Annotated in this window: 12 protein-coding genes; 7 read left to right on the top strand and 5 right to left on the bottom strand. The window is 69.7% G+C overall.

Annotated elements, in window-relative coordinates; translation table 11 throughout:
• Positions 1–233 precede the first annotated feature (233 nt).
• The 6 genes from D451_RS26835 (at position 234) to D451_RS0123690 (ending at position 8,776) form a co-directional block, all read left to right on the top strand.
• On the top strand, positions 234–524 hold the full coding sequence (locus D451_RS26835; protein ID WP_017536243.1) for a Rossmann-fold NAD(P)-binding domain-containing protein: 291 nt from the start codon (positions 234–236) through the stop codon (positions 522–524).
• A gap of 38 nt (positions 525–562) precedes the next feature.
• On the top strand, positions 563–865 hold the full coding sequence (locus D451_RS0123710; protein WP_017536242.1) for a hypothetical protein: 303 nt from the start codon (positions 563–565) through the stop codon (positions 863–865).
• A gap of 362 nt (positions 866–1,227) precedes the next feature.
• Complete coding sequence (locus D451_RS0123705) at positions 1,228–3,996, top strand: phage tail protein (RefSeq protein ID WP_017536241.1); 2,769 nt, start codon at positions 1,228–1,230, stop codon at positions 3,994–3,996.
• 99 nt (positions 3,997–4,095) lie between these two features.
• On the top strand, positions 4,096–4,959 hold the full coding sequence (locus tag D451_RS0123700; RefSeq protein WP_017536240.1) for a hypothetical protein: 864 nt from the start codon (positions 4,096–4,098) through the stop codon (positions 4,957–4,959).
• Complete coding sequence (locus D451_RS0123695) at positions 4,956–8,153, top strand: hypothetical protein (protein ID WP_017536239.1); 3,198 nt, start codon at positions 4,956–4,958, stop codon at positions 8,151–8,153. The genes D451_RS0123700 and D451_RS0123695 overlap by 4 nt, the downstream gene beginning before the upstream one ends.
• Positions 8,154–8,164: 11 nt before the next feature.
• On the top strand, positions 8,165–8,776 hold the full coding sequence (locus tag D451_RS0123690; RefSeq protein WP_036568618.1) for a hypothetical protein: 612 nt from the start codon (positions 8,165–8,167) through the stop codon (positions 8,774–8,776).
• An 83-nt stretch (positions 8,777–8,859) separates the two neighbouring features.
• On the opposite strand, the gene D451_RS0123685 is transcribed toward D451_RS0123690, so the two are convergent.
• The 5 genes from D451_RS0123685 to D451_RS27700 form a co-directional block, all read right to left on the bottom strand.
• On the bottom strand, positions 8,860–10,428 hold the full coding sequence (locus tag D451_RS0123685) for an NCS1 family nucleobase:cation symporter-1 (protein WP_017536237.1): 1,569 nt from the start codon (positions 10,426–10,428) through the stop codon (positions 8,860–8,862).
• Between the two features lie 277 nt (positions 10,429–10,705).
• The gene (locus tag D451_RS0123680; RefSeq protein ID WP_017536236.1) at positions 10,706–11,716 is read right to left on the bottom strand and encodes a TIGR03842 family LLM class F420-dependent oxidoreductase; all 1,011 of its coding nucleotides are present in this window, start codon (positions 11,714–11,716) and stop codon (positions 10,706–10,708) included.
• Between the two features lie 10 nt (positions 11,717–11,726).
• Positions 11,727–13,133: a dihydropyrimidinase gene (gene hydA, locus D451_RS0123675; RefSeq protein ID WP_017536235.1), complete on the bottom strand. Its 1,407-nt coding sequence runs from the start codon at positions 13,131–13,133 to the stop codon at positions 11,727–11,729.
• 4 nt (positions 13,134–13,137) lie between these two features.
• The gene (locus D451_RS0123670; RefSeq protein ID WP_017536234.1) at positions 13,138–13,980 is read right to left on the bottom strand and encodes a nitrilase-related carbon-nitrogen hydrolase; all 843 of its coding nucleotides are present in this window, start codon (positions 13,978–13,980) and stop codon (positions 13,138–13,140) included.
• 427 nt (positions 13,981–14,407) lie between these two features.
• On the bottom strand, positions 14,408–15,103 hold the full coding sequence (locus tag D451_RS27700; protein ID WP_017536233.1) for a DUF4352 domain-containing protein: 696 nt from the start codon (positions 15,101–15,103) through the stop codon (positions 14,408–14,410).
• Positions 15,104–15,460: 357 nt separating this feature from the next.
• Between D451_RS27700 and D451_RS0123660 the strand changes: the two genes are divergently transcribed.
• Entirely contained in the window at positions 15,461–15,934 is a 474-nt protein-coding gene (locus tag D451_RS0123660; RefSeq protein ID WP_014912391.1) for a flavodoxin family protein, read from the top strand.
• The last annotated feature ends 174 nt before the right edge of the window (positions 15,935–16,108 follow it).

The following is a 16,108-nucleotide window of genomic DNA, read 5'->3' as shown; positions in this document are numbered from 1 at the left end:
TCACGGTGGCGATCTATCCGACCGAGGGTGATGAGCCGACCCTGTTCTACACCTACAAGGGACGCGCCCGTTCCGGCGACGGTGAGTGACCGAACGTCGACGCCTCCTCGGCGTCGACGTTCCCGATGACAGGTCGGGCCGGGGTTCGCGCGGTTCCTCCGGCCCGACCTCCCCCCCCCGAGGAACGGACCGCGCACGAAGAACGATCGACATACGAAGCGAGGAACCGCGACATGACCGAGAACAACGCCATGACCGCCGTACGGGACGAGGCCACGGACACCGGGGAGGCCAAGACCCTCTCCCTACGGGGGGCCGACTACTCCGTCCCCGCCTCCTCCGACGCCTGGCCCCTCGGTGCCCTGGAGGGTTTCGAGGAGGGGCGCATCGTCGCCGCCCTGCGCAGCCTGCTGGGCCCTGAGCAGTGGGCCCGTCTGAAGGAGGAGGGCGCCACCCTGGGCGACCTGAACACCCTGGCCGAGCAGATCGCCGGCGTCTACGGGTTCGAGTCCCCGGGGGAATAGGACGCCTCCTCCGCCTTCTCCGGGAACATTCCGGTGCGGTGGAGGCCGATCTCGCCCGTTACTACCGGCTGGAGTTGGCCGACCTGTGGCGGGGGCGGCTCAGCCTGCGGCGTCTGGCGGTCCTGATCCGCCACCTGCCCGCCGACTCGGCGGTCGCGGTGGCTCTGGGCGGGGAGGGCTGGACGCTCTCCCACTATCTGATGGCCGACATGGTGCACGCGACCACGGGACAGCCGCATCCGGCCGACCCCCGTGTACGACGGGCCGAGGAGGAGAAGAAGACCAGGCTCGCCGAGGCCGTACGCAGGGCCGAACTCAGACGTGCGGAGTTGGCCGACTGACGTCACGTGAAGGGGGTGCGGAGCGCCGTGGAGCGCCCCGCACCCCCTTCGTCCGTCCCCCGGGACGATCCCCGGACGAGGTGTACGAGGAGGTCCGAAGAGGAAGGGTCCTGCGGCGGTACCGCGTCCGATGACGTGGTCATCGACACCGCCACAGGTGTGTTCGACCCGGCCGAGAGCCGGGTCTTCGTGTTTCCGGGGCCCTGTTCCCCCGGTTCGACGCCATCGTGTCCGCTCATGGACGCCTCAGGGCCCGGTGACCGCCCCGGCCCTCGGGCCGGCGTGTCGAGGACCCGCGTCGTTTCCGTCTTCTTCCCGGTCACAGGGCCCCACCCGTGTCTACAGAGAAGAAGAGGTGAACCATGTCCGGTGCCATCACCGTGCGTGTCGACCTGGGTTCCGAGCTACAGAGCATCGGGGACCAGATCAGGAAGGAAGTGGAGAAGGACCTGGCGACCCTGCCGGCCGTCGGCCGTCAGGCGGGGAACGAGGTGAGCACCCGATTCGCGGACGCCGTCTCGGGGAAGATCTCCTCGGCCCTGTCCGGAGCGCCACCGGCCGTACAGCGGTTCGGCGACCAGGTCGGATCGAGTCTGAGTTCCTCGATCGTGGGGGCCGGTGAGGCCATCGGCCAGGAGTTCGGATCGACCCTCGTCAACGGGGTCTCCCCACGGATGCGGAGCGTCTTCGACGAACTGCCCGACCTCGCGAACAGCGCCGCCGATCAGGCGGGGGCGTTCCTCACGTCCACGCTTCCGAACGCGGCCGCGGCCGCGGCGGACCAGGCGGGGAACCTCCTCACCACCACGCTTCCGAACGCGGCCGCGGCCGCGGGGCGTGACGTGGGTGAGCGTTTGACCGGTGCGGCGTCGGACCTGATCGATACCGGTCTGGAGCATCTGCCCGGTGTGGTCGGGGCTTTGGGTGATCGTGCCGGGGAGCAGATCAAGGAGAGGCTGCCGCAGGCGGGTGCCGACGCGGGACGTGAGTTGGGTACCCGGTTGGCCGATGGCGCCAACCAACTGATCGAGGAGGGGCTGTCGGGGATGCCCCCGGCGGTCCAACAGCTCGGGCAGCGGGCGGGGTCGTTCTTGAGCGAGACCCTGCCCGGTTACGGAGAGGAGGCCGGGCGCAGACTCGGTTCGAAGGTGGCCGATGGGGCGGTCTCTTTGATCGAGGACGGTGTGGGGCGTGTTCCCGACATCGTCGACGGACTGGCCTCGGCCGCCGGTGATCTGTTCCAGGGCAAGATGCCCTCGATCGGGCTGAGCAGCGGCCGTGAGCTGGGCGGAAAGCTCGGTGACACGGCCATGAGCCTGATCGGTGACGGACTGGACGCCCTGCCCGACATCGTCGACGACCTCGGCGCGCGGGCCGGGAGGATGTTGACCGACAAGATCACCGAAGGGGCCGCCGACGCCGGTCGACAGGGCGGTGAACTCCTGGCCTCACGCGCCGGGGAGATGATCGACTCCGGCCTGTCGAACATGCCGCCCGCGGTGCAGCGGTTCGGTTCCCAGGTCGCCGACACTCTCTCGGCCACGCTCCCCGACGCGGGTGAGCAGATCGGTCGGGCCCTCGCGGGGAAACTGGTGGACTCGGCCGGTCCGGTGGTGTCCAAGGGTTTCTCGGCGGGGACGGACGCTCTGCGCGATCTGGCGTCCGGCTTCCGGTCCGCGGGAACCAGTGCTTCGGGTTTCTCCCGCAACCTCACCCTGGCCGGTGCGGCGAGCAAGGTCGCCGAGGTGGGCAAGAAGGGCCTGGCCGCCGCTCAACGGGTGTTGAACACGGTGATGCGCGCCAACCCGCTGGGGCTGATCGTCACGGCGTTGGCGGCCCTGGCGGCCGGGTTGATCTACGCCTACAACAACTCCGAGACGTTCCGGGAGATCGTGGACGCGGTGTTCTCCTTCGTCAAGGAGATCGCCGAGGACGTCATGTCGTTCTTCACCGAGACCCTCCCCGGGATGTGGGAGGCGCTGAAGGAGAAGGCCCAGGAGTTCTGGGACGGTCTCGTGGGTCTGATCGAGACCGCCTGGGAATGGATCAAGGCGATCATCGCCCACCATCCGTTCGTCATCCTCTTCACCTACTGGGACGAGATCAAGGCGTTCATCGGAGAGGCCTGGGACTGGCTGGTGCAGAAGACCGGCGAGGTCTGGGACGGCATCGTCGAGAAGATCACCTCGGTGGCGCAGACGATCGCCGAGTTCCTGTCCGGGATCTGGACCTCGATCACCGAGGCGGTGTCCGCCGCCTGGACCTGGATCACCGACCTGATCTCCGCGGCGTGGGACACCATCCTCGCCCTGGTGGGCGCGGCGGTCCAGTGGGTCGTGGAACGGGTGACGGGGTTCCGGGACCGGGTGGTGGAGATCTTCACCGCGGTCCGTGACCGGGCCCAGGAGATCTTCACGGCGATCCGGGAACGGATCGTGGAGATCGTCACCGGCCTGCGCGATCGGGCGGTCGAGATCTTCACCGCGATCCGCGAGCGGGTGGCCGAGGTCGTCACCGGCCTGCGCGACCGTCTCGTGCAGATCGTGGAGGCGATCCGCGAGCGTGTCGTGAGCACCTTCACCGGGGCCCGGGACCGGGCCGTCGAGGCCTTCTCCACCATGCGCGACCGGGTGCGGGAACGGATCGACGGGCTGATGACCACCATCAGGGGCATCCCGACCAAGGTCAGGGAGGCGTTCTCCAACGCCAAGACCATCCTGTTGCAGGCCGGCCGGAACATCATCACCGGTCTGATCGACGGCGTGAAGAACATGATCGGCTCGCTCAAGAATCAGTTCTCCAGCGTCACGAACATGATCCCGGACTGGAAGGGCCCGCGCCGGGTCGACCGCAGGCTGCTCACCCCGGCCGGCCGCATGATCATGGACGGCCTCATGGGCGGTATCGACGACAGGATCCCCGACCTGCGAGGGCAACTGGGGGACGTGACCGGCGAGATCTCCACCCGACTCGTCCCTCCCTCCCTGGAGGTCAGGCGCCACGCCTCCCAGGTCGCCTCCCGAGAGGGCGGCCCCCGAATCCAGGTGGTCAACCACTATCCCCAGGCCGAACCGACCAGCGCGACGGTCAACCGCTCCCTCCAGTACGCGGCGGCCGTCGGGCTGGTCTGACCCGCCGTCCTCGGCCACGCGACGCCGGCCGCCCGGGACCACCGGGCGGCCGGCCCCACGAGCATCCCGGAACACCCACACGAACGGAGCTGATCAACGATGCCGTACCCCACCTACACGGTGGACGGCGTGCCCCTCGACGCCCCCGGATGGCGTCTGGCACCCGGAACCGCCCTACGCCCCCTGCCCGCGGTCCGCACCGCCGAGGTCCAGGTCCCCGGGAGGGCCGGCGACCTGCCGGTGACCGGCCTGGACCTGGAGGCCACCACCCTCGGCATGACCCTGTGGGTGGGGCCCCGGACCCCGGACGGATCCCCCGGCGGCTTCGCCGGCCTGGAGGAGAACCTGGCCGCGCTCACCTCGCTGTTCGGTGCCCGTCACCGGATGCTGGACCTGCGCTTCCACGTCGACGCCGACACCGTGCGTCAGGCCGACGCCGAAGTGGTCACCGCGGCGGAACCCGAGGTGAACGTCGCCTCGGCCACCGCGCTGCTCACCGTTCTGTTCCGTGTCCCCGGCGTCTATTGGCGTGACCCGGACGCCTCCTCCTGGGAGGCCCCCATGGGAACCGAGTCCCCTCCGGAGGGGGTGGCGGTCGACGCCCTGAGCGGATCCACCGCCCCGATCGTCGACGCCCGTCTGGTCCTGTCCGGGCCGCTGGCCCGCCCGGAGGTCACGGACGTGGCCACCGGCGGCGGGTTCCGCTGGGACGGCACCTTGACCGCGAACCAGTCGCTGGAGGTGGATTGCGAACGGATGACCGCGCGCGTGCTCCCCGAAGGGCGGGACGTCACCGGCTCGGTCACCGCCTTCGGCCCCGGTTCCGCCTCCCGCTGGTTGCACCTGACCCCGGAGAGGGTCGCCGACGACCCGTACCGACGTGTGCCTCGTGTGCGTCTGGAGGCGGCCGACTCCGGTGACGGCTCCCGTATCGACATCCACGCGAGGAGGGCCTTCCTGTGAGCGAGTTCGACATCAGGCTCATCGCCTACGAACCCAACGGGCCCCGGCTGGGCCCGCTGCCCCACCCGCTCGGCATCGAGCTCGGCCAGCCGTACAACGACCTGCCCTCGTTGCGGATCGACTACACGGCCCATGCCCCGGGCGCGGAGTTCCTCGAATCCCCCTGCGAGATCGCCGTCCAGATGTACGACCCCGCCACGGGGGAGTGGCACGAGGGTCCCGACTCCCGCTTCCTGAGGATCAAACGCTCCGGGAACCTCACCGACCGGACCGCGAAACGCTCCTACGACCTGCCCGGTTACGGCTGGCAGCTGCGCAAGCTCCGGCTCTACCCGACCGCCGGGGGCTCGGCCACCGACGGCAAGCGCACCTTCGCCGCCGCGACGGTGGGCACGATCGTGCGTACCTGGACCAACGAGGGCGCCGGTCGAGGGGCCCTGCCCGGTCTGGAGGTCGACTTCGACACGGCGAGGGACTCGGCGGGCCGCCCTTGGGGGACCCTGCTCACCCTGGAGTACGACCTGGGCACCGACCTGCTGACCGTCCTCAACGGTCTGGCCGAACAAGGGGTGTGCGACTGGAGGTTCGAGGGGCGCACCCTGCGCCTGTTCGGTCCGGAGACGGTCATGGCGACCGACCGGGCCTCCGGTGAGGCACCCGTCGACCTGAGGCTGGGGCGGGACATCACCGACGCTCCCGAGGACGGGAGCCTGGAGGACGTCGTCTCCCACCTCCTCTTGGAGGGGGACGAGGGGTTCCGGCTGGAGCTGGCCAACCCCGACGCCGAGACCCCGTGGGGCCGGTGGGAGGAGTACCTCACCCAGGGCGGCGTGACCGATGAGGGCACCGCGCGGCTCTTGGCCGGAGCCGCCCTGGAACGAGGCGCGAGGGAGAGGGTCCAGGTCACCCGGGGTCTGGTGTTCCTCGGAGCCCGATGGCTGCCCTGGCGGGACTACGCCCCCGGCGACCTGGTCCTCGCCCCCGGTGGGGACGGGACGATGGAGCCGCTGCGGCTGCGTCAGATCACCCTGTCCAGGGACCAGGAGGGCACGCTCGGCGGCAACGTCGTCCTCAACGACCGCTTCCTCGAAGCGGAGATCCGCCGCGCCCGCCGCACCGCCGCCCTGACCGGCGGCAGCGTCGCCAACGGCGGTTCGGGTTCCGTCCCCGCCCCCGAAGGCAACGATCGTCGCCGTCCGGCGGCCCCGCAGGGGCTCGTCGCCCAGACCAACGCCTATCTCGACTCCGACGGCGCGGCACGCGGCCAGGTGAGCCTCCAATGGGCCCCGGTGGATTCGGCGAGCAACGGTACCGCGATGGACGTGGGCTTCTACCAGGTCTACAGCCGGCCGAACACGGTCGGCGCGGTGTGGAGCCGGGTCGTCTCGATCGACCATCCCGACACGACGGTGCACCTCTCCGGGTTGGAGGTCGGTGCCGATCTCGCCTTCAAGGTGCGCGCCGTCGGCGAGCACAACAACCTCGCCGGCGCCTTCGGCGGTGTCGTGTCGCTGACCGTCGCCTCCGACGCCGAACCGCCGCCCGTGCCCCCGGCTCCGGAACTGTCCACACGACTGGGCGTGATCAACGTCGGCTGGGATGGACGAGGGGCGGGCGGTGAGGTGATGCCGCCCGACTTCCTGCACACCGAGGTCGAGATGCGCGACGGGCACACCTGGAGCGAGGAATGGGAGGTGGACGGCCCCCCGACCGACCCATGGGAGGTCGTCCACGGCGAGATGTGGGTACGGGACGGGACGCTGGGCTCCCCCTCCGACGCCTACGCTCTGATCCTCCGGGACCTGGGCGTTCTGGACCAGGAGTACACGGTGGAGGTCATCGCCCCGGAGGAGGGGCCGGAGAGATCGGTCCGTCTATGGGTGCGGTTCAACAGGGAACTGAACCGCGGTTACAGCAGTGAATACATTCCCGAGGTCGGCTCCGGTGCTCATATCCTCCGGATCCGGGTCGAGGGCTGGCGGCGCCGGATCTGGGTGGACGGGGTGCTCGCCGCGGACGGGAACCTCAATCCGTCGGGCCCTCATATCGCCACCCATATGGGGATCAGTGTCGACGGGGACGGTATCCGTATCGGTCGGGTCCACGGCCCCGAAGGGGGCGACTGGCGCCCGATCGGGTCGCTGGAGTCCGGTCCGGCCGAGCTCGTGGTTCCCGGTCAGCCCTACCACGAGCCCCGCTACTTCCGGCTGACCACGGTCGACCGCTCGGGCAACCGTTCGGAGCCGGGTGAGGAGGCCCGGATCGCCACCACGCCCCTGGTCGACACCGACCTGTACCCCGAGACCGTCAAGGCGGGGCACATCGCGGCCAACTCCATCACCGCCGACAAGATCGACGTGGGCGCGGTGGAGGCGGGCCACATCGCCGCCGGAGCGGTGACGGCGGGCACCGTCGCGGCCGGCGCCATCGACGGTCAGACCATCACCGGGGCGACGGTCCGCAGCGCCGCCTCGGGCCGCCGCTGGGTGGCCGACCGGAACGGGATCAGGTTGCTGGCGACCGACGGGACCACGGTGGTCGACATGTCGTCGGCTTCGGGCAACGCCTACTTCAACGGTCGGGTCCAGGCCGGTGCCGATAACGAGAACCACATCGTCATGGAGCGAGGGCTGCACAACGGCCGCCCGGCGGTCCGGTTCCACACCGGGAACTCCGCCTTCGATCTTCAGCCGAGAATTCAGGCGCTGGGGGTGAATTCCGAGGGGTATGCGGCCGGAGCGTTCGTGATCACCGGACGAGAGCAGGTCACCAACCAGTCGGGCCGTAGCGACCTGGTCCTCCGCTCCGCGAATGAGGGTGGATCGCTGCGCTACGTGCACGGGAATTACACCGGCATCGGAATGACCTTCGAACAGTGGAGTCTGGTGCTCCGTGGGCGTCTGAGCCGGGGGCAGCACTCCCGGGACATGTTCGTCTATGGGCTCACCAGTATGCGTACCGTCCTGGGGTCGCAGTGGACCCTGACCTATGGGCAGGCCGCGCACAACGGGGGCCGGTTGATGATGCTGACCGGTCACGGGGTCAACCAGATCATGAACGACGTCGCCGCGACCGTGCTCTCCCAGTGGCGGGGCACCGTCTACGCGAGAAGCCGAAATCTGCACGGTGAGACGACCCCACAACGGTTGCAATACCTGTCGGTGTGGGTCGAAGACGACGTGAGCGGAGTGTGAGGGGCGTGGACATGGAACCGATCGAGTACACCGAGGTGGAGTTCACGAACCTGGCGGGTGTGGGGCCTTGCTTCTCACTCTGGAGTGAGCCCGGGCCGGACGGCGAGGGGTGGATCCACGAACTCCCGCTCCAGGCGTTGGCGGACCGGATGGAGCTGTTCGGACTGACGGAACCGGAGGAGACGCTGGACGTCCTCACCGAGCTCGCGCGCGAACCCGAGGCCGCCGACGAGATCTACGAGAGTCTGCACGAGGCGTACGGAGAGGTGGTGCGCATGGAGGCGTACGCCCTGTACGCCGGAGGCGGCCTGAACCGACAGACGACCGGGGCGCAGACGGTCCTGGCCGTCGGCCTGGTCTCCGAGGACCGACGGCGACGGTTGGAGGACGTGCGCAGAGAGGCCTTGGACCGCCTCGGGCTGGGGGCCGGTGCCGTCCGGGCCGTGATCGTGGATAGGGAGCCCGAGGGGGAGCCGTTCGCCCTCCGTCCCTCACCCGAGGTGAGGGAGCGGATCTGTGAGATCGTGCGCCGGCACTCGAAGGAGATCGAGGACTACCGCATGATGACGGCGATGTCCTTCGTGGGCCCGTCCCTGGAGAACGGGGGACCGGAATCGGAGTGAGCGTACGTCGGCCGACCTGCGGTAAGTGAAGGGGGTGTGGGGCGCCGTTCGGGCGTCCCACACCCCCTCGTTCTCGTGTCCGGTCAGGCCGCGGTCGGTGAGTCCTCCTCGGCCGCGCGTTGACGGGGGTCCGGGAGGAAGCGGCCCAGGGCCCAGTGCAGGAGGAGGGCGCTGAACAGGCCCACCAGCCAGCCGTAGTCGGCCAGGGGCGCCAGGAACGGGATGATGCCGTCGGTGGGGAAGGGGCCCTGGCCCTCGGGGGAGTTCGACCCTCCCACGGCCAGGACGGTGCCGACCACGAACGCGACCAGCGCCCGCCAGTTCCAGCCGCCGGTGTACCAGTAGCGGCCGTCACGGCTGTAGAGCGAGGGCAGGTCCATGCGGGCGCGGCGCAGCAGCCAGTAGTCCGCGATCAGGATGCCTCCCACGGTGCCGAGCAGGCCGCCGACGGTGCCCAGCCAGGTGAAGATGTACATGTTCGGGTCGGCGATCAGCCGCCAGGGGAAGATCCCGACGCTGATCACGCAGGTGATCACCGCGCCGGTCCGGAAGCCGATCAGCTTCGGTCGCAGGTTGGCCAGGTCGTAGGCCGGCCCCACCAGGTTGGCGGCGATGTTGGTCGACACGGTGGCCAGCAGCAGGATGAAGATGGCGAACAGCAGGGCGAGACCGCTGGACATCTGGGCGACGATCTCCACCGGATCCCACAGCGGGGCCCCGTAGACGGCCTGGGTCCCCGCGGTGACCATGACCGCGAGCAGGGCGAAGGCCGCCATGGTCGTCGGCAGACCCAACGACTGGCCCACCACCTGGGCCCTCTGGGAGGAGGAGAAGCGGGTGAAGTCGCTGATGTTGAGGCTCAGCGTCGACCAGAAGCCGATGATCGCCATCAGCGAGGGGAAGAAGAGCTTCCAGAAGTCCGCGCCCCAGCCGAGGTCGGAGTTGACCGCCAGCAGCGGGCCGAGGCCACCGGCCTCACGGACCATCCACACCAGGAGCGCGACGCCGCCCACCAGCATCAGGGGCGCGGCCCACACCTGGACCCGGCGCACGCCCTCCATGCCCCACAGGATAATCGCCAGCTGGATCACCCAGAAGAGACCGAAGGAGAGCCACATCGTCCACGGCTGTCCACCGACCACCGTCGCGTCGCTCCACCGCTCGCCGAGCATGCGTCCGGCGAGGATGTGGACGCCCTGTCCGCCGACCCAGGTCTGGATGCCGTACCAGCCGCAGGCGACGGCCCCGCGGATGAGGGCGGGCAGGTTGGCCCCGCGCAGACCGAAGGAGGCGCGCGCGAACACGGGGAAGGGGATCCCGTACCTGGCTCCGGCGTGGCCGGTCAGGACCATGGGCACCAGCACGATCAGGTTGCCCAGGGCGATGGTCAGGATCGCCTGGCGCCAGTCCATGCCGACCGCGATGAGGCCGCTGGCCAGGGTCCAGGCGGGGATCTGGACGGACATGCTCACCCACAGGGCGGTGAAGCTGCCCACGCCCCAGGTGCGCTTGGATATCGGGACCGGCTGGAGGTCGTCGTTGACATAGGGACCCGCGGGCAGCGGAGCGCCCTCGGGGAGCGAGACCCGACCGTCGGGGTGGATGATCTGCCGGGCCGCCGTCGGCGTGGGCGCGGGTGGTGCTTCGGACACGGGTTACCTGTGTTTCGGTGGTGACGTCGGAGAGGGCACGGGTGCGGTGTCGGGCCCGTGCCGGAACGGCCTGTTCACAAGCTCGACATATCCGTCGAAAGGTGCAGGCCATCGGATATCTTCGCACGTCACCGGGGTGCGGACGACGGTGGGAGGCGGCACGCCGAGGGCCGGCCCCCGATCCGGGCGGAGGCCGGCCCTCGACGCGGCACGTCGACCGCGGTGTTCGAGCAGGTGGGCGGCGGGACGCGCGCCCCGCTCGGTGGGATCGCGACCCTCAGGACAGGGTCGGAACGATCTCCCGACCGTAGGCGTCGATCACCCCGTCGATGTCGTCGTGCATCGCGTAGATCGCGAACTGGTCCACGCCCGCCTCGCGCAGCCGCGCCAGTTTCTCCCGATGCTCCTCCACGGTCCCGATCAGGCAGAACCGGTCCACGATGGCGTCGGGGACGAAGGCCGTGTCGGGGTTGTCGACCCGGCCGTGGTGGCTGTAGTCGTAGCCCTCTCGGGCCTTGATGTAATCGGTCAGCTCCGGAGGCACGGCGCCCGAGTGGTCCCCATAGCGGGAGACCAGGTCGGCGACGTGGTTGCCGACCATGCCGCCGAACCAGCGGCACTGGTCCCGTGCATGGGCGCGCTGTTCGGCGGAACCGTCCGTGACGTAGGCGGGCGCCGCCACGCATATCCGCACCTCGTTCGGATCGCGCCCGGCCTCGACCGCGGCCGACCGTACGGCCGCGACCATCCACTCGGTCAGATACGGGTCGGCGAGCTGGAGGATGAACCCGTCCGCCCGACGCCCGGTCAACGCCAGGGCCTTGGGCCCGTAGGCCCCCGTCCACACCGGCAGGGAGCCGTCGCGCACCCAGGGGATGCGCATCGGCGAACCGTCGACGACGGCCTCCCGCCCCTCGGCGAGATCCTTGATCGCCGTCATCGCCTCGGACAGTCGGGCCAGGGTGGCGGGCGAACGTCCGGCCACCCGCATCGCCGAGTCGCCCCGGCCGATCCCGCAGATCGTCCGGTTCCCGTACATGTCGTTGAGAGTGGCGAACAGCGACGCCGTCACCTCCCAGGCCCGGGTCGACGGGTTGGTCACCATGGGGCCCACGACCAGGTTCCGGGTCCGCTCCAGGATCCGGCCGTAGACGACGAAGGGCTCCTGCCACAGCACCACGGAGTCGAAGGTCCAGCCGTGCGTGAACCCGTGGCCCTCGGCGCGCACCATCCTCTCCACCAACAGGTCCGCGGGCGGGTCGGTCTGGAGGACCAGTCCGATGTCCATGTGTCCTCCTCTAGATCAGATGGCCGCAGGTGTCCCTGCGCACGTAGGAACCGTGGCCCGGGCGGCCCAGGTAGGTACCCCGGTCCACGATCACGCGGCCCCGGGAGAGCACGGTCCGGGCCCGGCCGGTGACGTCGCGGCCCTCGTAGGCGGAGTAGTCCACGTTCATGTGGTGGGTCCGGGCGGAGATGGTCTGTTCGGCCCGCGGATCGTAGACGACCAGGTCGGCGTCGGCCCCCGGAGCCACGGTCCCCTTCCGCGGATACATCCCGAACATGCGGGCGGGCGTGGCGCAGGCCAGTTCGATCCACCTGCGCCGGCCGATCCGCCCTTCGACCACCGCCTGGTGCAGTAGGTCCATCCGGTGCTCCACCCCCGGCATGCCGTTCGGGATCCTGGAGAAGTCGCCCAGCCCCAGATCCTTCTGCCCGGTGAAACAGAACGGGCAGTGGTCGGTGGAGACCACGGAGAGGTCGTCGGTGCGCAGCGCCCTCCACAGGTGCTCCTGATGCTCCCGGGGACGCAATGGGGTCGAGCACACGTACTTGGCACCCTCGAACCCCGGCCCGGCCAGGTCGTCCGTGGACAGGAACAGGTACTGCGGGCAGGTCTCCCCGAACACGTTGAGACCCTTGTCCCTGGCCCTGGCGATCTCCTCCACCGCCTCGCCCGCCGACACGTGCACCACGTACAACGGCGCGCCCGCCACCCGGGCGAGCTGGATGGCGCGGTGGGTGGCCTCCGACTCCAACAGGGCCTTGCGGACCTCGCCGTGGTGACGCGGATCCGTCCTCCCCTCGGCCAGGGCCTGCTCGACCAGGACGTCGATCGCGATGCCGTTCTCGGCGTGCACCATGGTCAGGGCGCCGTTGGCGGCGCCGCGCTGCATCGCGCGCAGGATCCGACCGTCGTCGCTGTAGAACACACCCGGATAGGCCATGAACAGCTTGAACGAGGTGATGCCCTCCTCTACGAGGGTGTCCATCTCCTTGAGGGAGGAATCGTCGACGTCGGACAGGATCGCGTGGAAGGCGTAGTCGATCGCGCACTTCCCCTCGGCCTTGGCCGCCCACGCCTCCACCCCGGCCCGTACGGATCCACCCTGGCGCTGGACGGCGAAGTCGACGATCGTGGTGGTCCCGCCCCAGGCGGCGGCGCGGGTCCCGGTCTCGAAGGTGTCGGAGGAGTGGGTGCCGCCGAAGGGCATCTCCATGTGAGTGTGGCCGTCGACCCCGCCCGGGACGACGTAGTGGTCGGCGGCGTCGATGATCTCGGCGTCGCTCTCGGCCCAGGTGCGCGCGGTGTCGCTGCCGCGGAGGGCCAGGGCGGCGACCTTCTCGCCCTCGATGAGGACGTCGGCCTCCAGTTCCTCGGCCGCGGTGACGACCAGCCCGCCGGTGATGAGGGTGCGTGCCATGTTCCTACCCCTCCACCAGCGGCCCGTAGGCGTCGGGTCGACGGTCGCGGTAGAACGCCCACTGCCGTCGGACCTCGTCGATCATGGTCAGGTCGAGGTCACGCACGACCAGTTCGGCCTCGGTGTCGGAGGCGACGTCCCCGACGAAGCGTCCGCGCGGGTCCACGAAGTAGCTGGTGCCGTAGAAGTCGTTGTCGCCGTACTCCTCACGACCGACCCGGTTGATGGCCGCGACGTAGTAGGCGTTGGCGACCGCGGCCGCGGGCTGTTCGAGCCTCCACAGGTAGGAGGACAGACCCCGGTGGGTGGCCGACGGGTTGTAGACCAGTTGCGCTCCGGCCAGACCGAGCGCCCGCCAGCCCTCGGGGAAGTGGCGGTCGTAGCAGATGTAGACGCCGATCCGGCCGACCGCCGTGTCGAACACCGGCCAGCCGAGGTTGCCGGGGCGGAAGTAGTACTTCTCCCAGAACCCCTCGACCTGGGGGATGTGGTGCTTGCGGTACTTGCCGAGATAGCGGCCGTCGGCGTCGATGACGGCGGCGGTGTTGTAGTGGAGGCCCGGCTGTTCGATCTCGAAGACGGGGAGCACCATCACCATGTTCAGCTCCCGGGCCAGGGCCTGGAAGCGGGTGACGGTGGGGCCGTCGGGCACCGCCTCGGCCCAACGATGGTGTTCGGGGTCCTGGACCTGGCAGAAGTAGGGGGCGTTGAAGACCTCTTGGAAGCCGATGATCCCGGCCCCTCGCGCGGCGGCCTCCCGCGCGTATCTCTCGTGGACGTCCAGCATGGATTCGGTGTCCCCGGTCCACTCGGTCTGGACGAGTGCGGCCCGGACGGTGTGCGGCATGGTTCCCTCGCTCCTCGTTGAGCGCCGCCACGTCGCGGGGCCGCGAGGGACGCTCGCGCACCCGCGTACGGCCTGATCGCGTCGGTGTGCGATCGGGACGGCACGGTAGGGACCGCACACTAAACAAGCCCGTGGGGCGGGTCAACGTTCGACATTCCCCGCCCGGGGGAGTGAACGGGCCGCTCGATGGGGCCTGCGTTCACGAGGGTGCCTCGTGTGCCTGAGGGGGTGCCGGGCTTCGGGGGAAGGGACAGGTTTCGAGGGATCGGGGGCCGAGGTTTTCGTGCGACCGCACAGTGCGGGATCCCGCTCGGGAAGAGACAGAGGGACGTCCCTCACCCGGATACGACGGCGGCGGGCGTCCGGATCACCGGGCGCCCGCCGCTTCGACCGTGCCGTGCCCATCGGACCCGACGACGGGACCGGATCAGCCGGTCATGTCGACCTCGACCTCGTTGCCGCCGTAGGTCTCGCCGCTCAGGCCCATGGTGGAGATCTCCGAGGGGTCGTCCACGTCGAACACGATGGAGACCTCGACGGGCTCGCCCACCTCCAGGTCGACGCTCATGGGCTCACCGTCGTAGGAGCCGGTGGCCTCGTAGTGCTCCTCGATGGCCTCACCGGAGTAGGTGTACAGGTGCTGCTCGTCACGCCAGAAGAAGAAGGCGAGGGAGTCCAGCGACTCCACCTCGAGGGTCACGACGACGAACTGGCCGGACGGGGTGATACCGGCGACGTCGGTGACACCCGTCTCGATGTCGGTGACGGTGTAACGGATGTCCTCGTGTTCGACGGGCTCGTTGAAACCGGGGAGGTCGGGGTTGGACCGCTCCGCGTTGCCCAGGCCGGTGCTGGTGTCGCCCGCGGCCGAGCTGCCGCCGCCCCCGCTGTTCCCACCGCCGTCACTGGTGCCGCCGGTATCGCCGCCGCCACCGTCGCCCTCGTTCCTGTCGGTGTTGCCGAAGACGAAGACGAGGAGGACGACCAGCACCACACCGATCACGAAGAGGCCGCCACAGCCCAGGCCGACCCACAGCCACGGCGAGGTCTTCTTCTTGCCGGGAGGAGGAGGGCCGTAGGGGCCTCCGGGCGGAGGGCCACCGTAGGGGTCGCCGGGCGGCATCCCTCCATAGGGGTCTCCGGGAGGTCCACCGGGCGGCATCCCTCCGGGCGGAGGTCCACCGGGCGGCATTCCCCCGGGCGGAGGACCGCCGGGCGGCATGCCTCCGTAAGGCCCACCGGGCGGAGGACCCATGGGGGGCTGACCGCCGTGCGGGGTCATGCCGCCGGGAGGCGGTCCCTGGTGGGGTCCGTTGTAGGGAGGCTGACTCATGGAGGTGCCTGGCTTTCTTCCAAGGTTGCTGTCGAACGGAGGGGGACTCGTGTCGGAGGACCTCCAGAACGTGAGGTCGTACGCCACTGTTGAGACGCGACCCGAGCCGGATCGGTTCCGAGAGGAACGACTGCCTACTGTGGGTGCATGGCACGACTTCTCATCGTTCACCACACGGTCTCGCCCGCGACCGCCGAACTTCTGGACGCGGTCCTGGACGGTGCCCGAAACGACGATATCGAAGGGGTGCGAACGCAGGTGAAGGCCGCTCTGGCCGCCACCCCCACCGACCTGCTGGAGGCGGACGCGGTGGTGCTCGGAACGCCCGCGAACATCGGCTACATGTCCGGAGCCCTCAAACACTTCTTCGACACGGTGTACTACACGGTCCAGGTCGACCATCGAGGGATGCCCTACACACTCTACGTCCACGGTGACAACGACACCTCGGGCGCGGTGCGTTCGGTGGAGACCATCGCCGAGGGGATGGGCTGGGAACGGCATCGGCCCCCGGTGACCGTCGTCGGTCGCCCCGGGGCGGAGGCACGGGAGGCCTGTTGGGAACTGGGCGCGGTCACCGCCCTGGCCGCGGTGGAGCACGCCGAACGTCGAGAGAGGTGAGGTCGTACGGGACGGCGGGCGCTCGAACGCGCGGAACAGGACGTCCGTGCGCGAGGGGTTCGAAAGCCTCCCTTTCCAGTGCGGATCGGCAAGACTGTGTCAAGGGTTGCCAAGCGGGACGAGGAGGGCGGCGTGGCGTCGGGCCGTCCTCGGCGGGGGACCGCAGGATGGTCC

This window comes from Nocardiopsis alba DSM 43377 (assembly GCF_000341225.1).
Lineage (GTDB): Bacteria > Actinomycetota > Actinomycetes > Streptosporangiales > Streptosporangiaceae > Nocardiopsis > Nocardiopsis alba.
The sequence above is the reverse complement of the archived record's forward strand: the minus strand, read 5'-3'. Positions and strand labels throughout refer to the sequence as shown.